This is a genomic window from Streptomyces panacea (genome assembly GCF_040560175.1).
Lineage (GTDB): Bacteria > Actinomycetota > Actinomycetes > Streptomycetales > Streptomycetaceae > Streptomyces > Streptomyces panacea.
Genome location: NZ_JARJHW010000009.1, coordinates 43,387 through 60,041 on the forward strand (window position 1 = coordinate 43,387; position 16,655 = coordinate 60,041).

The following is a 16,655-nucleotide window of genomic DNA, read 5'->3' on the forward strand; positions in this document are numbered from 1 at the left end:
TCGCGCCACGCGCCACGCGCCACGCGGCTCCGGCTCGTGGCGTGTGACTGACAGGCCGTAAGTGACGTACAGGACGGCCGAGTCGGCCCCGGGGACCCGTCCCCGGGGCCGGCTCATTTTTGTGTATCTCTTCCGTCAATGGCGTTGACGCGTCGTACTTCATACGTCATATATGAGACACATGACCTTCACGCCGACTCCGATACCGTCCCGCACCCAGTACGTCCTGGAGGCGGTCAAGCACGCCATCCTCACGGGGCGGCTCCGGCCGGGACAGGCGCTGGTCGAGGCCGAACTCGCCGCCCAGTTCGGCGTGTCCAAGACGCCCGTACGTGAAGCGCTCAAGACCCTCGCCGGTACCGGGCTCGTCGTCATGAGCCAGTACAAGGGTGCCGTCGTACGGCATGTCGACGCGGCCATGGCGCGCGAGGTGTACGACGTCCGCCTGCTGCTCGAACCGGAGGCGCTGCGCCGCTCGGTGAGCCGTGAGGCCCGGCTCGACGAGGCCCAGGACGCCCTGGACCGGGCCGAGTCGGCGGCGGACCGGGCGGACAGGTCGCTCGCCAACCGCGACTTCCACCGGGCACTCTATCTGCCCTGCGGCAACCCGCTGCTCGCCCGGCTGCTGGACGAGATCCGCGACCAGGCCGCCCTCGTGTCCACCGTGGCGTGGGCGTCCGTCCCGACCTGGGAACGCGAGGCGGCCGAGCACCGCGACATCCTGCGGCTCGCGGTCGCCGGGGACGCGAAGGCCGCCGGGGACGCCCTCCACCACCACATCGCCTCGTTCGTACACCGCGCCTTCCCCGAGGAGGCCGGGCAGCCGTCACACTGAGGCGAGCGGAAGCCCGTCGGCCCGGTGACGCCGGTGGACCCGTGCCTCCCAGGGCGCGAGCGTGAGCGCGGTGACCGGCGGCCCGGGGTCGGGGACATTGCCGATCAGCAGTTCGGCGTCCCGCCAGCCGTCGTCCGGCAGTTCGACCTCGGCCGCGTCGCCCGTGAAGTTGCCGAGGACCAGCAGCTCGGTCGCCGTACCGTCCGCCGCCACCAGCCGCCGCGTGAAGGCGTACACACGCGGGTCGTCCGGCAGCAGCATCGTGAAGTCACCGTGCGCCACGGCCGGTTCGGAGTGCCGCAGCGCGATCAGCCGCCGGTAGTGGTGGAAGACGGACGACGGATCGCCGTACGCCGCTTCCGCGTTGATCCCGGTGTGGTTCGGGTTCACCGGGATCCAGGGGGTGCCGGTGGTGAATCCGGCGTGCGGGGAGGCGTCCCATTGCATCGGCGTACGGGCGTTGTCGCGCCCCATGGCCCGCAGACCCGCCAGGACGCGCGCCGGGTCGGCGCCCCGGCCGACCGCCTCCGCGTAGTGGTTGAGCGACTCGATGTCGCGGAAGTCGTCGATGGAGGCGAACGGGGCGTTGGTCATGCCCAGTTCCTCGCCCTGGTAGACGTACGGCGTACCGCGGTGCAGATGCAGGACGGTGGCCAGCATCGTCGCGGACCTGACCCGGTGGCCGGGCCCGTCGTCGCCGAAGCGGGAGACGACGCGCGGCTGGTCGTGGTTGTTCCAGTAGAGGCTGTTCCAGCCGGCTTCGCCGAGACCGTCCTGCCAGCGGCCGAGCGACGCCTTCAGATCGAGCAGGTTCAGCGGCCGTACGTCGAACTTGCCGTCGCCGTGGTCGAGTCCGACATGCTCGAACTGGAAGACCATGTCCACCTCGGCGCGTGCCGGATCGGTGAAGAGTCTGGCCTCCTCGACGGTGACGCCCGGCATCTCGCCGACGGTGAGCAGCCGTTCGGGGCGCCCGGCGAAGACCTCGCGGTGCATCTCCTGGAGGAATTCGTGGATCCGGGGGCCCGCGCCGTGGTGGGTGCGGTCGGGGAGGGCGGGGTCCTTCGAGATGAGGTTGATGACATCCATCCGGAAGCCGTCCACGCCCCGGTCGAGCCACCAGTTCATCATCCGGTGGACCGCCCCGCGGACCTCGGGATTCTCCCAGTTGAGGTCGGGCTGCTTGCGGGAGAAGAGATGCAGGTAGTACGCGCCGGCAGGCTCGTCGTACTCCCAGGCGGGGCCGGAGAAGAAGGAGCGCCAGTTGTTGGGCTCGGCGCCCGGGGCGCCGGGGGCCGCGCCGTCCCGTGCGGGCCGCCACCAGTACCAGTCGCGCCGGGAGCTGTCCGGCCCCCGCCGGGACTCGGTGAACCACGGGTGCTCGTCGGAGGTGTGATTGACGACGAGGTCCATGACCAGCTTCATGGAGCGCGCGTGGATGGCGGCGAGCAGGTCGTCGAAGTCCGCGAGCGTGCCGAAGGCGGGATCGATGTCCTGGTAGTCGCTGATGTCGTAGCCGTTGTCGTCCTGTGGGGACGGGTACACCGGCGACAGCCACAGGACGTCGACACCGAGATCGGCGAGATGGTCCAGCCGGTCGATGATGCCGCGCAGGTCGCCCACGCCGTCCCCGTCGGAGTCGGCGAAGCTGCGCGGATAGATCTGGTAGACGACCGCGGACTTCCACCAGGTCTCGGGGGAGGGGGAGTCGGTGCTCACGTGCCTGAACCTCGCTCGCGTTCGGTGTTCGTGGGACGGCGGTCAGAGCCTGTACGCCTCCACCAGCACGAGACGTTCCGGGTGGAGCGTCGGGGCCCGCACCCCGGCGACGGCCAGCGTCCGGCCGGTCAGCTCCACCCCTTCCGCGCGCTCCCACCAGAGCGGGTCGGGCCGGTGGGGTCCTTCGGTCCGGTCGCCGGGCCGGTGGGGCCGTATCCGGTAGCGGGCGTCCGCGTCGAGTCCGGGCAGCCGTACCGGGCCCGCCGGAGATGTCACGCTCGTCGCCGTCTGGACCAGGGCGTACAGCGCGCGCGAACGGTCGGCCGCCACCACGCCGTGCACCCACAGCGCCGGATCGGGATGGTCGCCGTGGACGACCGTGCCGGAGTGCAGCAGCGGCCGAAGCTCCTTGTGCGCGGCGACCCACTCGGCCAGCCGGGCGCGCTCGTCGGGGTCGGCGGCGGTGAGGTCCCACTCGATGCCGAAGTGCCCGAACAGGGCGGTCCCGGCCCGGAAGTCGAGGGTGTGGGCACGCCCGGTGGTGTGCGCGACGGGTGAGCCGACGTGGGCACCGAGGAGTTCGGGTGGCAGCAACAGCCCTGTCCAGCGCTGGATCCGCTGCCGTTCGAGTGCGTCGATGCAGTCGCTCGTCCAGACGCGATCGGTGCGTTCCAGGATGCCGAGGTCGATCCTGCCACCACCGGAGGAGCAGGACTCGATCTCCAACCCGGGGTGCCGGGCGCGCAGTTCGTCCAGGAGCCGGTACGCGGCCGCCGTCTGTACGTGGACCCCGGCCGCGCCCGTCGGGCTGTGCCCGGCCTCCACGAGATCCCGGTTGTGGTCCCACTTGAGATAGTCGATGCCGTACTCGCCGACCAGCGCGTCGAGGCGCTCCAGCAGATAGGTGTACGCCCCGGCGTGGCCGAGGTCGAGCACCTGCTGCCGCCGGGACTCCGGCGGGAGGCGCCCGCCCGTCGCCAGGATCCACTCGGGGTGAGCGCGGGCCAGGTCGGAGTCGGGATTGACCATCTCGGGCTCGACCCACAGCCCGAACTCCATTCCCAGCGAACGGACATGGTCGACCAGCGGGCGCAGCCCCTCGGGCCAGACGGTCTCGTCCACATACCAGTCGCCGAGCCCGGCGCGGTCGTGCCGCCGTCCCTTGAACCATCCGTCGTCCAGGACGAAACGCTCGGCGCCCACCTCGGCGGCGGCGTCCGCCAGGGCGGTGAGCGTGCCGAGGTCCTGCTGGAAGTAGACGGCCTCCCAGGTGTTGAGGGTGACCGGCCGGGGCCGGTGCGGGTGCCCGGTCCTGGCACGCAGATGCCGGTGGAAGCGCCCGGCCAGTTCGTCGAGCCCGTGACCGTACGACCCGACGATCCACGGGCTCGTGTACGACTCGCCGCCCGCCAGGGGGACTTCACCCGCGAGCAGGGTCTCCCCGGCACCGAGCAGGGACACACCGGAGGGGGTGCGTTCGGCGAGGGTGCGGTGGTTGCCGCTCCACGCCACGTGCAGACCCCAGACCTCGCCCGTACGGAAACCGAAGCCGCGCTCGCCCGCGAGATGCAGCAGCGTCGCGTCGGTGCCCGTCCGGCCCCGGCGGTTCTCCCGCAGATGCGTACCGAGCGTGAACTCGTGGCGCTGCGGGCTCCGTTCGCGCAGATGGCGGCCGGTGAGGTCGAGGATCTCGGTGGCGTGGGCGGGCACGGGCAGAGCGAGCAGCAGCCCGTCGAGGACGTACGGGCGCGCGCCGGTGTCGCGGTTGGTGACGGTGGCGCGCTGCCGTACGAGCCCGGAGGCGGTCAGCTCGATCTCCAGCACCAGTGCGAGCCGGGCGTGTTCGTCCACGGCGTCGACGGTGAGTTGGTGCGCCTGGGGGAGGTCGGGTGTGCGGACGGTACGGATCGAGCGGACGGTGAAGGCGGTGGAGAAGTCGGCGCCGTCGCGGTGGCCGGTGAGGCCCGGTGTACCGAGCCAGCCCGCCGAGTGCTCCGGCAGGAGGGAGAGCGGCACCGGCAGATCGAGGGTGTTGGACATCTGCCGGGCGGCGCTCGCGGTGGCCAGGTCGGCGAGCCCGGTTCGGTCGATGTCCCCCAGGTCGTCGCCCCAGTGGAGCACCCGGGGCAGTCGGACGCCGGTGCAGTCGAGGACCAGGCTCGTACCCGCGGTGCGGAGGTGGAGGTAGTCACGGGAGTGACCGGTGCGCATACGGGCTCCTCGGGTCGTCCGTCGTCTCTCAGGCCGTCCGCCGTCTCAGGTTAGTTTCGGGGTGGAAGTTTTGGCCCGTCAATAGCTCGTCACTTGCTCGTCAACAGGTGGATCGGATGCCGTCGATATGGCGAGAACGCGTCCCTCGCGGCATGTTTGCTTCCGGCGTGGAAGTAAATGAGGTGAGCTGGCAGGATGGACCGGACCCAGTTGCCCGCACGCGCCGGACGCGCCGGGCTCCTCGCGGAAGGCCGTCCCTTGTCCGTGACACCAGCGCCGTGGACCCCGCTCTCCGGGGCCGCGCACGCCGTCGCCCTGGAAGTGCTGCTGCGTGGACCCCTGCCCCGCAGTGAACTCGCCCGCCGGCTCGACCTGTCCGCCGGCAGCCTCACCCGGCTGGCGAAGCCGCTCCTGGACAGCGGGCTCCTCGTCGAGTCGGGCAGTACCGGCCACGAGTCGCGCGCCGGCCGCCCCACCCGTCCACTCGACATCGTCGCCGACGCGCACCACTTCATCGGGGCCAAGATCACCCACGAGGACGTGCACGCCGTACTGACCACGCTCCGCGCCGAGGTCGTCGCCTGCGCGCGGGCGGACCTGCCGGGACGCGACCCGGCCTCGGTCGTCGCCGTCCTGCGCGCGCTCACGGCCGAACTCGTCGCCGAACTCGCCCCGGAATCACGGCACATCACCGCCGTCGGCGTCAGCCTCGGCGGCAGCGTGGTCGACCACGCGACGGTCACCCGAGCGCCGTTCCTGGGGTGGGACGACGACGTTCCGCTGGGGGCCGTGCTCTCCGACGCGCTCGGGGTGCCCGCCGCCGTCGACAACGACCTGCTCGCGCTCACCCGCGCCGAGCACTGGTTCGGCGCCGCACGAGGCCATGACCGGTTCGCGGTCCTCACCGTCGGGGCGGGCATCGGCTACGGGCTCGTCGTGCACGACCGCGTCGTGGACAGCCCGGACGCGGGCGTCGGCCTGCTCGGACACTTTCCGCTGGATCCCCTGGGACCGCTCTGCCCGCGGGGGCACCGCGGCTGCGCCACCGCCATGCTGTCGATGGCCTCGCTGCGCGCCGCCGCGTCGGTGGGACTGCGGCGGGACGTCTCGTACGACGAGTGCCTCGATCTGGCGGCGTCCGCCGACCCGGTGGCCGGGCCGCTGGTCATGGCCTCGGGGCGGGCGCTGGGACGTCTGATCGCCGCCGTCGCGAACCTCACCCTCACCACGGAGATCGTTCTGACCGGCGAGGGCGCGCGGCTCGCGGAGGTGGCCCGCGAGGCGCTGCGCGAGGGCCTGGCGTACGACCGGGATCCGCGCGCGGCGACCGTCTCGCTCGACGTACGGCCGGTGGACTTCGCCCTGTGGGCGCGCGGCGCGGCGGTGACAGCCATCCAGGCGTATGTACTGGGCCGTGTCTGACAGATCGCGCCGGGCGCACGACGCCCGGACGCCGACTCGCGCGCCCGGACACCGGCGTAGGGGGCCGTCACCACTGGTACGGGAGGTACTTTCCGTCGAGCGTGATGACCACGCGGTCACCGGCCGGGTCGGGGACGCGCCGGACATCGAGGCGGAAGTTGATGGCGCTCATGATGCCGTCGCCGCACTGCTCGTGGATCAGTTCCTTGATGGTCGGACCGTAGACCTGGACGACTTCGTACAGCCGGTAGATCGTCGGGTCGACCGGCACGGCGGCGTCCAACGCACCGCGCGACGGCTGGAGTTGGAAGGCGAGAGCGACGTCGTCTCCGAGTTCGAGAAGCGCGGCGGCGGTGGCGGCCTCGTCCTTGCCCATCGGGTGCTGGCCGAGGAGCGCGGCCGTGGTCCAGGCGAGCGGTTTGCCCACCGCTTCGGCGAGTTGGGCCCAGGTGATCCCGGTCTTCACCTTGGCCTGGCGGACGGCCTCGGAGGCTTCGTGCTTGCTCAGCATGTGCATCTCCATTCCCGGACTGCGGCCTGGTAGCACGCGGCCAAAGCATAGGAGAGGCGAGACGGAAGGGGTACGGCCCGTCTCCGAGACGGTGCGGACGCGGAGACTTGCCAAAGGCCCCTTCAGGACAGCGACTTGCGCGCCTTGCGCAGCCCGTAGAACTGGAGATCGGCGAATCCCAGTACCGCCGCCGCCTGGACCACGATCAGTGCCGTGCCCGGCCCGGTCGGGTCGAGCCATCCGGCGGCGGCCGTCACGACGCTGAGCGCGAACCACGCCAAGTTGGCGCCGATCACCGCCCGTACCGCCACGCGACGCGGGGCCCGCGCGGAACCGACCCATGCCACGAAGAGCGCGTAGAGCACCAGGAACGCACCGATCCCGGCGAGGAACGCGACCGGCAGGCCCAGCGCCGAGTCCAGCGCGGCGCAGCCGATCAGCGCGGCGGCCCCCACGGCGCCGGTGGCGACGGCGTCGAGCCGCAGCGCCAGGCGCAACAGGCCGGTGTCACCGCGTACGGCGGTGGAATCGGCGGACGCGGCCGTCAGCGACGGGGCGGGGACACCGAACGAATCCGACGAACTCATGGGTTTCTCCTCGGGGAAGCGGCTTGACCTCCCTGATGGTTCTCCAAGACGCGGTCCCGGTCGATTACCCCGGAGGTAATGGGCGGCAGGGAGTCGAGGAATGCACCGAGCACCCCGTCGAACTCCGCCCGCCGTTCCAGGTTGGGCAGGTGCCCGGCGCCCTCGATCACCGCGAGCGTCGCGCCGGGTATCCCCTCGCTCATCACCCGCGCGTCGGCGACCGGCGTGTACGCGTCCTCGCTGCCGACCACGACGAGCGCGGGCACCGCCACCCGCCCCAACATGCCGACGTAGTCGGGCCGTTCGGCCCGGCCCCGCAGCGCCGCCGCCGCGCCCTCGGGCGGCGCGCCGCGCATCATGTCCCGTACGTGCCCGGCCACCGCGGGCAGGGCCTCGACGTTGTGCGGCGCCATCATCCTGGTCAGCACCTCCTCCGCGTACGGCCCCATGCCCTCCCGCAGCAGCCGGTCCGCCATCGCGTTGCGTGCCAGCTTGCCCGGCTCCGTCTCGCCGGCGGCGAAGGTGTCGGCCAGCACCAGGGCCCGGACCCGCTCCGGGAAGAGCCGGTAGAACTCCAGGACGATCTGACCGCCCATGGAGAGCCCGCCCAGAACCACGCGTTCGACGCCCAGCCGGTCGAGCAGTGCCGCGATGTCCCACGCGAAGGTGGTGAGCGTCGTCCTGCCGGGTATGACGGTGCTCCCGCCGTAGCCGCGCAGATCGGCGGCGATCACCCGCTGCCGTGGGCCCGCGAACGTCTCGATCTGGGGCCGCCACATGGAGCGGTCGAAGGGGTGGCCGTGTACGAGGACCAGAACGTCACCGCCGCCCTCGCCCGCACCCTCGCCCCCGCCCTTGTCGTCGTAGGCGACGGTGATGTCGTAAAGCGTCGTGGTGCTCATGTCCGCGTCCCTCGTCCGGTGCTCGACCCGTGCCGTCCCGCTTGCCTTCTCGATGCTATGTGGTGCAATATCTCGATGCAATGCTGAAATTGACCTCGGTGCAATACTGATGCCGGTCACGTGCGACGCGCCGCCGGGAGCGGCGCGGGAGGGAGCGCCATGGAGGACTACCGCCTGATCGCCGACCAGCTCGCGGCCGACATCCGGGCCGGGCGCCTGCGCCCCGGCGAGCGGCTGCCCCCGCAGCGGCTGTTCGCCCGGAGCCGTGACATCGCCAACTCCACGGCGGCCAGGGTCTACGGCGAGCTGATCCGGCGAGGACTGGCCGTCGGCGAGGTGGGCCGGGGGACCTTCGTGCGCGCCGCGCCGCCCGGACCGCAGCCGACACTCACGGAGCCCAGCGAGGCCAGGGTCGACCTGGAGGTCAACTTCCCCGTCCTGCCGGAACAGGCCGAGCTGCTCGCCCCCGGCCTGGCGCACCTGCAACGCCCCGACGTACTCGCGGTCAGCCTCCGGCCCCTCGGCGGATCCGGGTCACCCGCCGCCCGCGAGGCCGCCGCGTCCCTCCTCGCACGCGCGGGCTGGACACCGGAACCGGAGCGGATCCTCTTCGCGGGCAACGGCCGCCAGGCGATCGCGGCGGCCCTCGCGGCCTGCGTCCCGGCCGGGGAACGGCTCGGTGTGGAGGAGTTCACCTACCCCGTCGTCAAGGGCATCGCCGCCCACCTCGGGATCACCCTCGTCCCGCTCGCCATGGACGAGCACGGCCTCCTGCCCCAGGCCCTGGCCGACGCCCCGCCGCTGCGCGCCGTCTATCTCCAGCCCACGCTCCACAACCCGCTGGGCATGACGATTCCGCCGCACCGCAGGGACCAACTCGTCGAAACGGCGCGGGCGTTGGACCTGCACATCATCGAGGACGCCATCTACGGCTTCCTCCGCGACGACGTGCCGCCGCTCGCGACCCTCGCACCCGAACGCACGATCGTCCTGGACAGCATGTCCAAGCGGCTCGCGCCCGGTCTGACCCTCGGGTACGCCGTGGCACCACCCGGCTTCGAGCGGCGCCTGGCCTCGGCCCTGCGCTCGGGAGCCTGGGCGGCATCCCGGTTCGCCCTCGACGCCGCGACCCGGTGGACGACCGACGGCACCGCCGCCGCGATCGGCCGGGCCAAACGCGTCGACGCGGTGGAGCGCCAGCGCGTCAGGGCCGAGAGCCTGGCCGGCTTCACCGTGCGCGCCGACCCCCGTGGCTACCACTGCTGGTGGGAGCTGCCCGACCACTGGCGCGCCGAGATGTTCGTCGCCGCCGCCGCCCGCCTCGGCATCGCCGTCGCGCCCGGCGCCGCGTTCACCGTCGGCACCGGCCGCGCGCCCAACGCCGTCCGGCTGGCCCTGGGCACGCCCTCCCACCGCACGCTCGCCGACGCCCTCGACCTCCTCGCCACCCTGGCACGCGGCACACCGGAGGACGCCGCGCCGGAATGACCGCGGGCGCGGCGCCGATCCCGTACGGGCCCGGGCAGCCTCGCGCGCAAGGGCGACCGGCGACCCGGCGACCGGGGCGCGTGACCGTCAGACCGTCAGGCGGCCCGGCAGCCAGCCCAGTTGGGCCTCTTCCTGGTAGGCCTCGCCGCCCTCATGGCCGTTGAACTCGTACACCTCGATCGTCCGGTCCTCGTGCGGATAGACGTTGAACGCCGCGAACACCGTCGACGGCGGACAGGTCTGGTCCTCCAGAGCCGCCGAGAACAGCGCGGGGGCCCGGCCGCGTGCCGCGAAGTGCACCCCGTCGAAGTAGCTGAGCGTCCGCCGGACCCGCTCGCCCCGGCGGCGGTAGGTGTTGAGGTACTTGCCCACCTCCCGGTACGGATCCCTGTCGGTGAGCGTCGTCGCCCGCGGGAAGTCGCAGAGGAACGGCACGTCGGGGGCGACCGCCACCAGGTCGGGCACCAGTCCGGCCACCGCCAGCGTGATCCCGCCGCCCTGGCTGCGCCCGAGCGCGGCCGTGCGGGAGGCGTCGGCCAGGGGATGGGAGCGGGCCGCCTCCACCGCGCGGACCGCGTCGGTGAAGACCCGGCGGTAGTAGAACTCGTGCGGGTCCTCGATGCCCCGGGTCAGAAAGCCGGGGAACGCGGACGCGCTGCCCACCGGGTCCGGGGTGTCACCGCCGCCCCACGCGGCGCCCTGCCCCCGGGTGTCCATCACGAAGTACGCGAAGCCGGCCGACGGCCAGAGCAGCCGGGAGTGGGGCAGCCCGCGCCCGCCGCCGTAACCGACGAACTCCACCACCACGGGCAGCGGTTCACGCGTCCCCGCGGGCAGCACGAACCAGCCCTTGACCGGGTGGCCGCCGAAGCCGGCGAAGGTCACGTCGAACACCTCCACGGTCGACAGCCCCGTCGCGACGGGCTCGAAGCGGGCGTCCAGATCGTGGGTGCGGGCCTCGGCGAGGGTCGTTGCCCAGAAGGCGTCGAAATCGTCCGGTTCCACGGACCGGCTGCGGTAGTTCCGTAGCTCGTCCAGGGGCAGATCGAACAGGGCCATGCGCGGGATCACCTCGTGTTCAGCGGGCGGACGATCACACCGTACGGTCCGGGCCGTCGGCGAAGAAGAGGCCGGAAGAACTCTTGACCGATGTCTTGACCCCCGCGTTCCGGAGGTCCACAGTACTCGTTAATGCGCATTACTAATACGCATTAACGATCCGGAGGAACACGGTGGAGGAACCCAGGAAGCGGGCCCGGCCGGGCCGGACCCCCGCACCCACGGGCCGTACGTCGCGACCACGCCAGGCCGAGGTCGCCAGGCTCGCCGGGGTCTCGCAGGCCACGGTCTCACTGGTGCTCGGGGCGCGGAAGCAGGGCGCCACGATCTCCGAGGAGACCCGGCGCAAGGTGCTCGACGCGGTACGCAGCCTCGGCTACGTCCCCGATCCGGCGGCCAGCCGGCTGGCCGCCGCGCGCAACAACCTGCTCGGGGTCTTCAGCTTCACGTCCACCTTCCCGACCGACGTACAGCACTCGTACTACCCGTTCCTCGTCGGCGTCGAGCAGGAAGCCGCGGCGCGCGGCTACGACCTGGTGCTGTTCACCGGCTCCAGCACGGGCGGCGCGGGGGCCGCCGGACCGCACGCGCTCAACCGGGTACGGCTCGCCGACGGCTGCCTCTTCCTCGGCCGCCACGCACCCGCCGACGAACTGCTGCGCCTGGTCGCCGACGGCTTCCCCGTGGTGCACCTCGGCCGCAGGGACGAACTGGAGGGGCTGGCCTGGGTCGGCGCCGACTACGTCAGCGCCAGCAAGGAGGTCGTCACCCACCTCGCCGGACTCGGCCACCGCCGGATCGTGCTCGTACGCGAGGACGACGAGGCCCCCGCGTCCACCGACCGTGAACACGGCTTCCTCAAGGGCCTGGAGGAGGCCGGACTGCCCGGCGGCCCGGCCGCCGTCTTCCGCTCCGCCGACCCGGAGCGCGACCTCACCGCCGAGCGGCTGCGCGGCTGGCTCGACGACGGCGTCACCGCGTTCGTCGCCGAGGAGACCGACACCGGCGACGCCTGGCGCGCGCTGTACGGCGCCGCGCACTTCGTAGGCATCGACTGCCCGCGCGACGCCTCGCTCGCGCTGCTCGGCAGCCCGCCGCCGGACCTGTCCGACGGACCGACGCCCACCGGATTCGACATCCCCCGGCCGCAGTTGGGCGCCGCCGCCGTGCGGATGCTCGCCGCGCTGGTGGCGGGGGAGCAGGCCGCGGAACCACTGGTGGCCTGCGCCTTCCGGCCCGGTACGACGGCGGGAGCGCCACCCGTCCACCACTGACCCCAACCGCCCGTCGCGCCAAGCGCCAACGCACACACAGCACTTCAAGGAGAACCGTGACATCCGCACCCGACATCCTCATCGTGGGCTCCGGGCTCGGCGGCGTGGCCGCCGCCCTCGCCGCCTGCCGGGCCGGACGCACCGTCGTCCTCACCGAGGAGACGGACTGGATCGGCGGCCAGCTCACCTCCCAGGCCGTCCCGCCGGACGAGCACCCGTGGGTCGAGCAGTTCGGCACCACCGCCTCGTACCGCACCCTGCGCGAGTCCATCAGGGACCACTACCGCCGGTGGTACCCGCTGCGCTCCGAGGCGCTGGCCCTCACCGATCTCAACCCGGGCGCCGGCCGCGTCAGCAAGCTCTGCCACGAGCCGCGCGTCGCCCTCGCCGTCCTGGAGGCGATGCTCGCGCCGCACCGCTCCTCGGGCCGGCTCACGCTCCTGACCGAACACCGCCCCGTCGCCGCCGAGACGGGCGACGACGACACCGTACGGTCCGTCACACTCGCCGACCTGCGCGGTGGCAACCGCCGTACGATCAGCGCCCGTTACGTCATCGACGCGACCGAGACCGGCGAACTGCTCGAACTCGCCGGGGTCGAGCACGCCATCGGCGCCGAGGCGCGGAGCGAGTTCGACGAACCGCACGCCCCCGACGAGGCGCAGCCCCTCAACCAGCAGGGCATCACAGTGTGTTTCGCGCTCTCCCACCACGAGGGCGAGGACCACACCATCGACCGGCCGGCCGACTACGACTTCTGGCGCGCCTACCAGCCGGACTTCTGGCCCGGACCGCTGCTCGGCTTCCTCGCGCCGGACCCCCGCACCCTTGAGGCCGTACCGCGCACCTTCGTCCCCAACCCGGAACTCGACCCGCTCGACGTCACCGCCGACCAGTCCGCCGACGCGGGCGACAAGGAACTGTTCGGCTTCCGCCGGATCCTGGCGCGCAAGCTGCACCGGCCCGGCGCGTTCGACTCCGACATCACCCTCGTCAACTGGCCGCTCAACGATTACTGGCTGAAGCCCCTGATCGGCGCCGGCGAGGAGACGTCGGCCGCCGCGCTCGCCGAGGCACGGCAGCTGTCGCTCTCGGTCCTGTACTGGCTCCAGACCGAGGCGCCGCGCGCCGACGGCGGCAGGGGATTCCCCGGACTGCGGCTGCGCCCGGACGTCACCGGTACGGCCGACGGGCTCGCGAAGGCGCCGTACGTACGCGAGTCGCGCCGTATCAAGGCCGTCACCACCGTCACCGAGCAGGACGTCGCGATCGACATCGTCGGCCCCCACGGCGGCACCCGCTACCGGGACTCCGTCGGTGTCGGCAACTACCGCATCGATCTGCACCCCTCCACCGGCGGCGACAACTACATCGACATCGGCTCGGTGCCCTTCGAGATCCCGCTCGGCGCCCTCGTGCCGCGCCGTGTCCGCAATCTGCTGCCCGCCGGGAAGAACATCGGCACCACCCACATCACCAACGGCTGCTACCGGCTCCACCCGGTGGAATGGAACATCGGCGAGGTCGCGGGCGCGTTGGCCGCGCACTGCGTCGCCGAGGGCGTCGAACCGCGCCAGGTCCAGGCCGAGGACAAGCGGTTCGACCAATTCGCCCGGCTGCTCGACCGCGAAGGAGTGCAGCGCCACTGGCCCGACGTACGCGGCTACTGACGACACCCGGCCACCGAGGCCGTCCGGCCACCGACGGCACGGACCACCGACGACCCCCGACCAACGACGGCACAGACCACCGACGACCCCCGACCACCGACGACCCCCGGCACAACCCGAGGCGGTGAACAGCCGGGCAGGAGCAGCTCCACCTGCCCCGCCCGGCCCACCGCCCACGTAACTGCCAACCCTGCACAAGGAGGTGCCCCAACCATGAACACCCACCGCATCCGCGTCGGCATCGACGTGGGCGGAACCTTCACCGACGCCGTGGCCGTAGACGCCACGACCCTGCGACTTCTGGGGCAGGTGAAGGTCCCCACCAGCCACCATCACGAGGACGGCGTCGCCCACGGCATCGTCGAAGCTCTCGACCGCCTGCTGGAGCAGACCGGACACGCCCCGAAGGACGTGGCCTTCCTGGCCCACGGCACCACCCAGGCTACCAATGCCCTGCTGGAGGGCGACGTCGCCACCGTCGGTCTGATCGGCGTCGGCACCGGTCCGAGCGCCGGCTTCACCCGCAGGCTCGCCGCCTTCCGGAAGCTCGAACTCACCCCCGGCAAGCGGCTCCCGCTCGCCTACGCCCATGTCGCCGACCCGGACGACGCGCCCGCCGTACGCGCCGCCGTCGAAGCGGTCGTCCAGGAGGGCGCCCAAGTCGTCGTCGCCAGCCAGCCGTTCAGCGTCGACCGCCCCGAGGGCGAGGACACGGTCGTCGCCGCGGCGAGGGAGCGCGGTCTGCCGACGACCGCCGCGCACGAGATCACCTCGCTGTACGGGCTCCACAAACGGACCAGGACCGCCGTCGTGAATGCCGCGATCCTGCCGCGCATGCTCGCCACCGCCGACCTCGTCGACGCCTCCATCACCAAGGCGGGCGTCACCGCGCCGCTGATGGTGATGCGCTGCGACGGGGGAGTGATGTCCCTGGACGAGATGCGGCGCAGACCACTGCTCACCGTGCTGTCGGGACCGGCGGCGGGAGTCGCCGGGGCCCTCATGCAGGAGCGCGTCAGCGAGGGCCTGTTCCTGGAGACCGGTGGCACGTCCACCGACATCAGCGTCGTACGGCGCGGCAAGGTCGCAGTCCGGCACGCCACCATCCTCGGCAAGAGCTCGTACCTGTCGGCGCTCGATGTCAGGACCGTCGGCGTCGGCGGCGGCTCGATGGTCCGCGTCGGGGGCGGCAAGGTCACCGGCGCCGGACCGCGCAGCGCGCACATCGCGGGCCTGCCGTACGCCTGCTTCGCGACCCTGGACGACCTGCGGGACGCGAAGGTCACCACCATCCGACCCCTGGACGGCGACCCGGCGGACTACGCGGTGCTCGACGCCGCGGGCGGACGCTTCGCGATCACCATGACCTGCGCGGCCAACGCGCTGGGCCGGGTCCCCGAAGGGGACTTCGCGCACTGCGACCCGGCCGTGGCGAAGGCCGCGATCGCGTCCCTCGCCGCCACGCTCGGCACGGACGTCGCCACGGCGGCGGCCCGGATACTCGACGCCGGGACCGACCAGGTGAAGACCGTGGTCGACGCGATGATCCGCGACTACCGGCTCGACAAGGACACCGCCGTACTCGTCGGCGGCGGCGGAGGCGCGGCCTCCGTCACCCCGCACCTCGCGGCCGTCTCCGGCCAGGAGGGCCGGATCGCCCGCCACAACGAGGTCATCAGCCCCATCGGCGTCGCCCTCGCCCTCATCCGCGAACAGGTCGAACGCATCATCCCCGGCGCCGGCCAGGAACAGATCCTCGCCGTACGGGCCGAGGCCGAGGCCGCCGTCGTCGCCCAGGGAGCGGCGGCCGACGGCGTCGAGGTGGAGGTCACCGTCGACCCGCAGACCAGCACCGTGCGGGCCGTCGCGACCGGCGCCACCGAGCTGCGTACACAGGACCGCGCCCACCGGGCCGACGACACCGAACGGCTGCGCGCCGCCGCCGACAGCCTCAAGGCCGACCCGGCGTCGGTACGCGTACTCGCGGGCACCCCCGCGCACACCGTGTACGGCACCGATGTCCACCGTCGGTTCCGCGCCGACCGCCACCCGGTGCGCGTCGTGGACGCCGACGGCGTCGTACGGCTCCACGCGCCGGACGCCCGTGTCGAGTCCACCACGGTCGGCCGCGCGCCCGAGGTCCTCGCCGGGCTGGTGAAGGAGGCCACGTCGTACGGCGACGGCGGCGTCCGCGCCCCCGCCCTGCGGCTGCTCATCGGCTCCCGGATCGCCGACCTCTCCGGCGTACTCGACCCGCAGCCGCTGCTGGCGCTCGCCCGCAGCGAACTGCGCGCACGCGCCGCCGACGAACCCGTCGTCGCCGTCCTGGAGGTGCGCTCATGAGGGCCGCCGCCCTGCTCGACCGCGCCGCGCTCGCGGCGATCGAAGCACTTGAGGCGACCGACGACATCGAGTTCGGCGTACGGCTGCTCGCGAACACCCCCACGCACGAGAGCCGCGACCCGGCGCGCCTGCGCCAATGGGCGTACACCGCCGACGAGTTCGGCGCCGCACTCGCCCCCGTCGCCGGCACGGCCCGCGTCGTGGAGAGCGGCGGCGGCCTGGCGAAGGGCCTCCTGGCCCGCTACACCTCCCGGCCGGTCCCGACCGTCGAGCTGTTCACCGACACCCTGGCCCTCGCCGACGAACTGATCGACCGGCTCGGCTGGCGCCACTGGTACCCGGCCGGGTCGGTACGGGCGGCGGCGATCGCCCACGAGGCCGTGCACGAAAAGCTCCACCACGGGCCGGCGAAGACGGCCCTGAAGCGGTCCCTCAACCACGTCGTGCTGCGCGCGGGACGCCACCGCCTGTACGGCCATGTCGCGGGCGCCGACGAGATAGCGGCCCACGCCTACGCCCGCACCGTCTGCGGCCTCGGCCGCAGCCCGCTCCTGCTGACGGCCGCCCTGGCCACCGCGGCGGAACCGAAGCACGGATCCCCGCACGGATCCCCGCACGGAAGAAAGAAGTAACG

The 16,655-nt window shown here is 72.5% G+C and carries 13 protein-coding genes; 7 read left to right on the forward strand and 6 right to left on the reverse strand.

Annotated features, from left to right (window positions below; genetic code table 11):
- Positions 1-181 precede the first annotated feature (181 nt).
- The gene (locus tag P3L51_RS04275; RefSeq protein WP_354603677.1) at positions 182-835 is read left to right on the forward strand and encodes a GntR family transcriptional regulator; all 654 of its coding nucleotides are present in this window, start codon (positions 182-184) and stop codon (positions 833-835) included.
- Here the strand turns inward: P3L51_RS04275 and P3L51_RS04280 are convergent.
- Positions 827-2,554, reverse strand: a complete 1,728-nt coding sequence (locus tag P3L51_RS04280) for a glycoside hydrolase family 13 protein (protein WP_354603678.1) — start codon at positions 2,552-2,554, stop codon at positions 827-829. The two genes, P3L51_RS04275 and P3L51_RS04280, sit on opposite strands and share 9 nt — an antisense overlap.
- A gap of 42 nt (positions 2,555-2,596) precedes the next feature.
- A complete protein-coding gene (locus P3L51_RS04285) occupies positions 2,597-4,765 on the reverse strand; it encodes an alpha-galactosidase (RefSeq protein ID WP_354603679.1) in 2,169 nt (722 codons plus the stop codon).
- A 264-nt stretch (positions 4,766-5,029) separates the two neighbouring features.
- Here P3L51_RS04285 and P3L51_RS04290 point away from each other — a divergent pair, with 264 nt between their 5' ends.
- Entirely contained in the window at positions 5,030-6,187 is a 1,158-nt protein-coding gene (locus tag P3L51_RS04290; protein WP_354603706.1) for an ROK family protein, read from the forward strand.
- Positions 6,188-6,254: 67 nt separating this feature from the next.
- Here the strand turns inward: P3L51_RS04290 and cynS are convergent, their stop codons facing one another.
- From cynS to P3L51_RS04305, 3 genes are all read right to left on the reverse strand, one after another.
- Positions 6,255-6,698, reverse strand: a complete 444-nt coding sequence (cynS, locus tag P3L51_RS04295) for a cyanase (protein WP_354603680.1) — start codon at positions 6,696-6,698, stop codon at positions 6,255-6,257.
- Between the two features lie 122 nt (positions 6,699-6,820).
- Positions 6,821-7,285: a hypothetical protein gene (locus tag P3L51_RS04300; protein ID WP_354603681.1), complete on the reverse strand. Its 465-nt coding sequence runs from the start codon at positions 7,283-7,285 to the stop codon at positions 6,821-6,823.
- Complete coding sequence (locus P3L51_RS04305; RefSeq protein ID WP_354603682.1) at positions 7,282-8,187, reverse strand: alpha/beta fold hydrolase; 906 nt, start codon at positions 8,185-8,187, stop codon at positions 7,282-7,284. The genes P3L51_RS04300 and P3L51_RS04305 overlap by 4 nt, the downstream gene beginning before the upstream one ends.
- A gap of 159 nt (positions 8,188-8,346) precedes the next feature.
- Here P3L51_RS04305 and P3L51_RS04310 point away from each other — a divergent pair, with 159 nt between their 5' ends.
- Positions 8,347-9,675 (forward strand): aminotransferase-like domain-containing protein, encoded by a 1,329-nt coding sequence (locus P3L51_RS04310; RefSeq protein ID WP_354603683.1) that lies wholly within the window; start codon positions 8,347-8,349, stop codon positions 9,673-9,675.
- An 87-nt stretch (positions 9,676-9,762) separates the two neighbouring features.
- Here the strand turns inward: P3L51_RS04310 and P3L51_RS04315 are convergent, their stop codons facing one another.
- A complete protein-coding gene (locus tag P3L51_RS04315; protein ID WP_354603684.1) occupies positions 9,763-10,734 on the reverse strand; it encodes an acetylxylan esterase in 972 nt (323 codons plus the stop codon).
- A 173-nt stretch (positions 10,735-10,907) separates the two neighbouring features.
- Here P3L51_RS04315 and P3L51_RS04320 point away from each other — a divergent pair, with 173 nt between their 5' ends.
- From P3L51_RS04320 to P3L51_RS04335, 4 genes are all read left to right on the forward strand, one after another.
- Positions 10,908-12,008, forward strand: coding sequence for a LacI family DNA-binding transcriptional regulator (locus P3L51_RS04320; protein ID WP_354603685.1), 1,101 nt, complete (start codon positions 10,908-10,910; stop codon positions 12,006-12,008).
- A 56-nt stretch (positions 12,009-12,064) separates the two neighbouring features.
- Complete coding sequence (locus P3L51_RS04325; RefSeq protein ID WP_354603686.1) at positions 12,065-13,678, forward strand: FAD-dependent oxidoreductase; 1,614 nt, start codon at positions 12,065-12,067, stop codon at positions 13,676-13,678.
- A gap of 213 nt (positions 13,679-13,891) precedes the next feature.
- Entirely contained in the window at positions 13,892-16,021 is a 2,130-nt protein-coding gene (locus tag P3L51_RS04330) for a hydantoinase/oxoprolinase family protein (RefSeq protein ID WP_354603687.1), read from the forward strand.
- Positions 16,018-16,653 (forward strand): hypothetical protein, encoded by a 636-nt coding sequence (locus P3L51_RS04335; RefSeq protein WP_354603688.1) that lies wholly within the window; start codon positions 16,018-16,020, stop codon positions 16,651-16,653. Before P3L51_RS04330 ends, P3L51_RS04335 begins: the two co-directional genes overlap by 4 nt.
- The last annotated feature ends 2 nt before the right edge of the window (positions 16,654-16,655 follow it).

Coding starts and splice junctions, on each gene's coding strand:
- P3L51_RS04330 (WP_354603687.1), top strand. CDS start 13,892: ATGAACACCCACCGCATCCGCGTCGGCATCGACGTGGGCGGAACCTTC.
- P3L51_RS04310 (WP_354603683.1), top strand. CDS start 8,347: ATGGAGGACTACCGCCTGATCGCCGACCAGCTCGCGGCCGACATCCGG.
- P3L51_RS04300 (WP_354603681.1), bottom strand. CDS start 7,285: ATGAGTTCGTCGGATTCGTTCGGTGTCCCCGCCCCGTCGCTGACGGCC.
- P3L51_RS04315 (WP_354603684.1), bottom strand. CDS start 10,734: ATGGCCCTGTTCGATCTGCCCCTGGACGAGCTACGGAACTACCGCAGC.
- P3L51_RS04305 (WP_354603682.1), bottom strand. CDS start 8,187: ATGAGCACCACGACGCTTTACGACATCACCGTCGCCTACGACGACAAG.
- cynS (WP_354603680.1), bottom strand. CDS start 6,698: ATGCTGAGCAAGCACGAAGCCTCCGAGGCCGTCCGCCAGGCCAAGGTG.
- P3L51_RS04275 (WP_354603677.1), top strand. CDS start 182: ATGACCTTCACGCCGACTCCGATACCGTCCCGCACCCAGTACGTCCTG.
- P3L51_RS04285 (WP_354603679.1), bottom strand. CDS start 4,765: ATGCGCACCGGTCACTCCCGTGACTACCTCCACCTCCGCACCGCGGGT.
- P3L51_RS04335 (WP_354603688.1), top strand. CDS start 16,018: ATGAGGGCCGCCGCCCTGCTCGACCGCGCCGCGCTCGCGGCGATCGAA.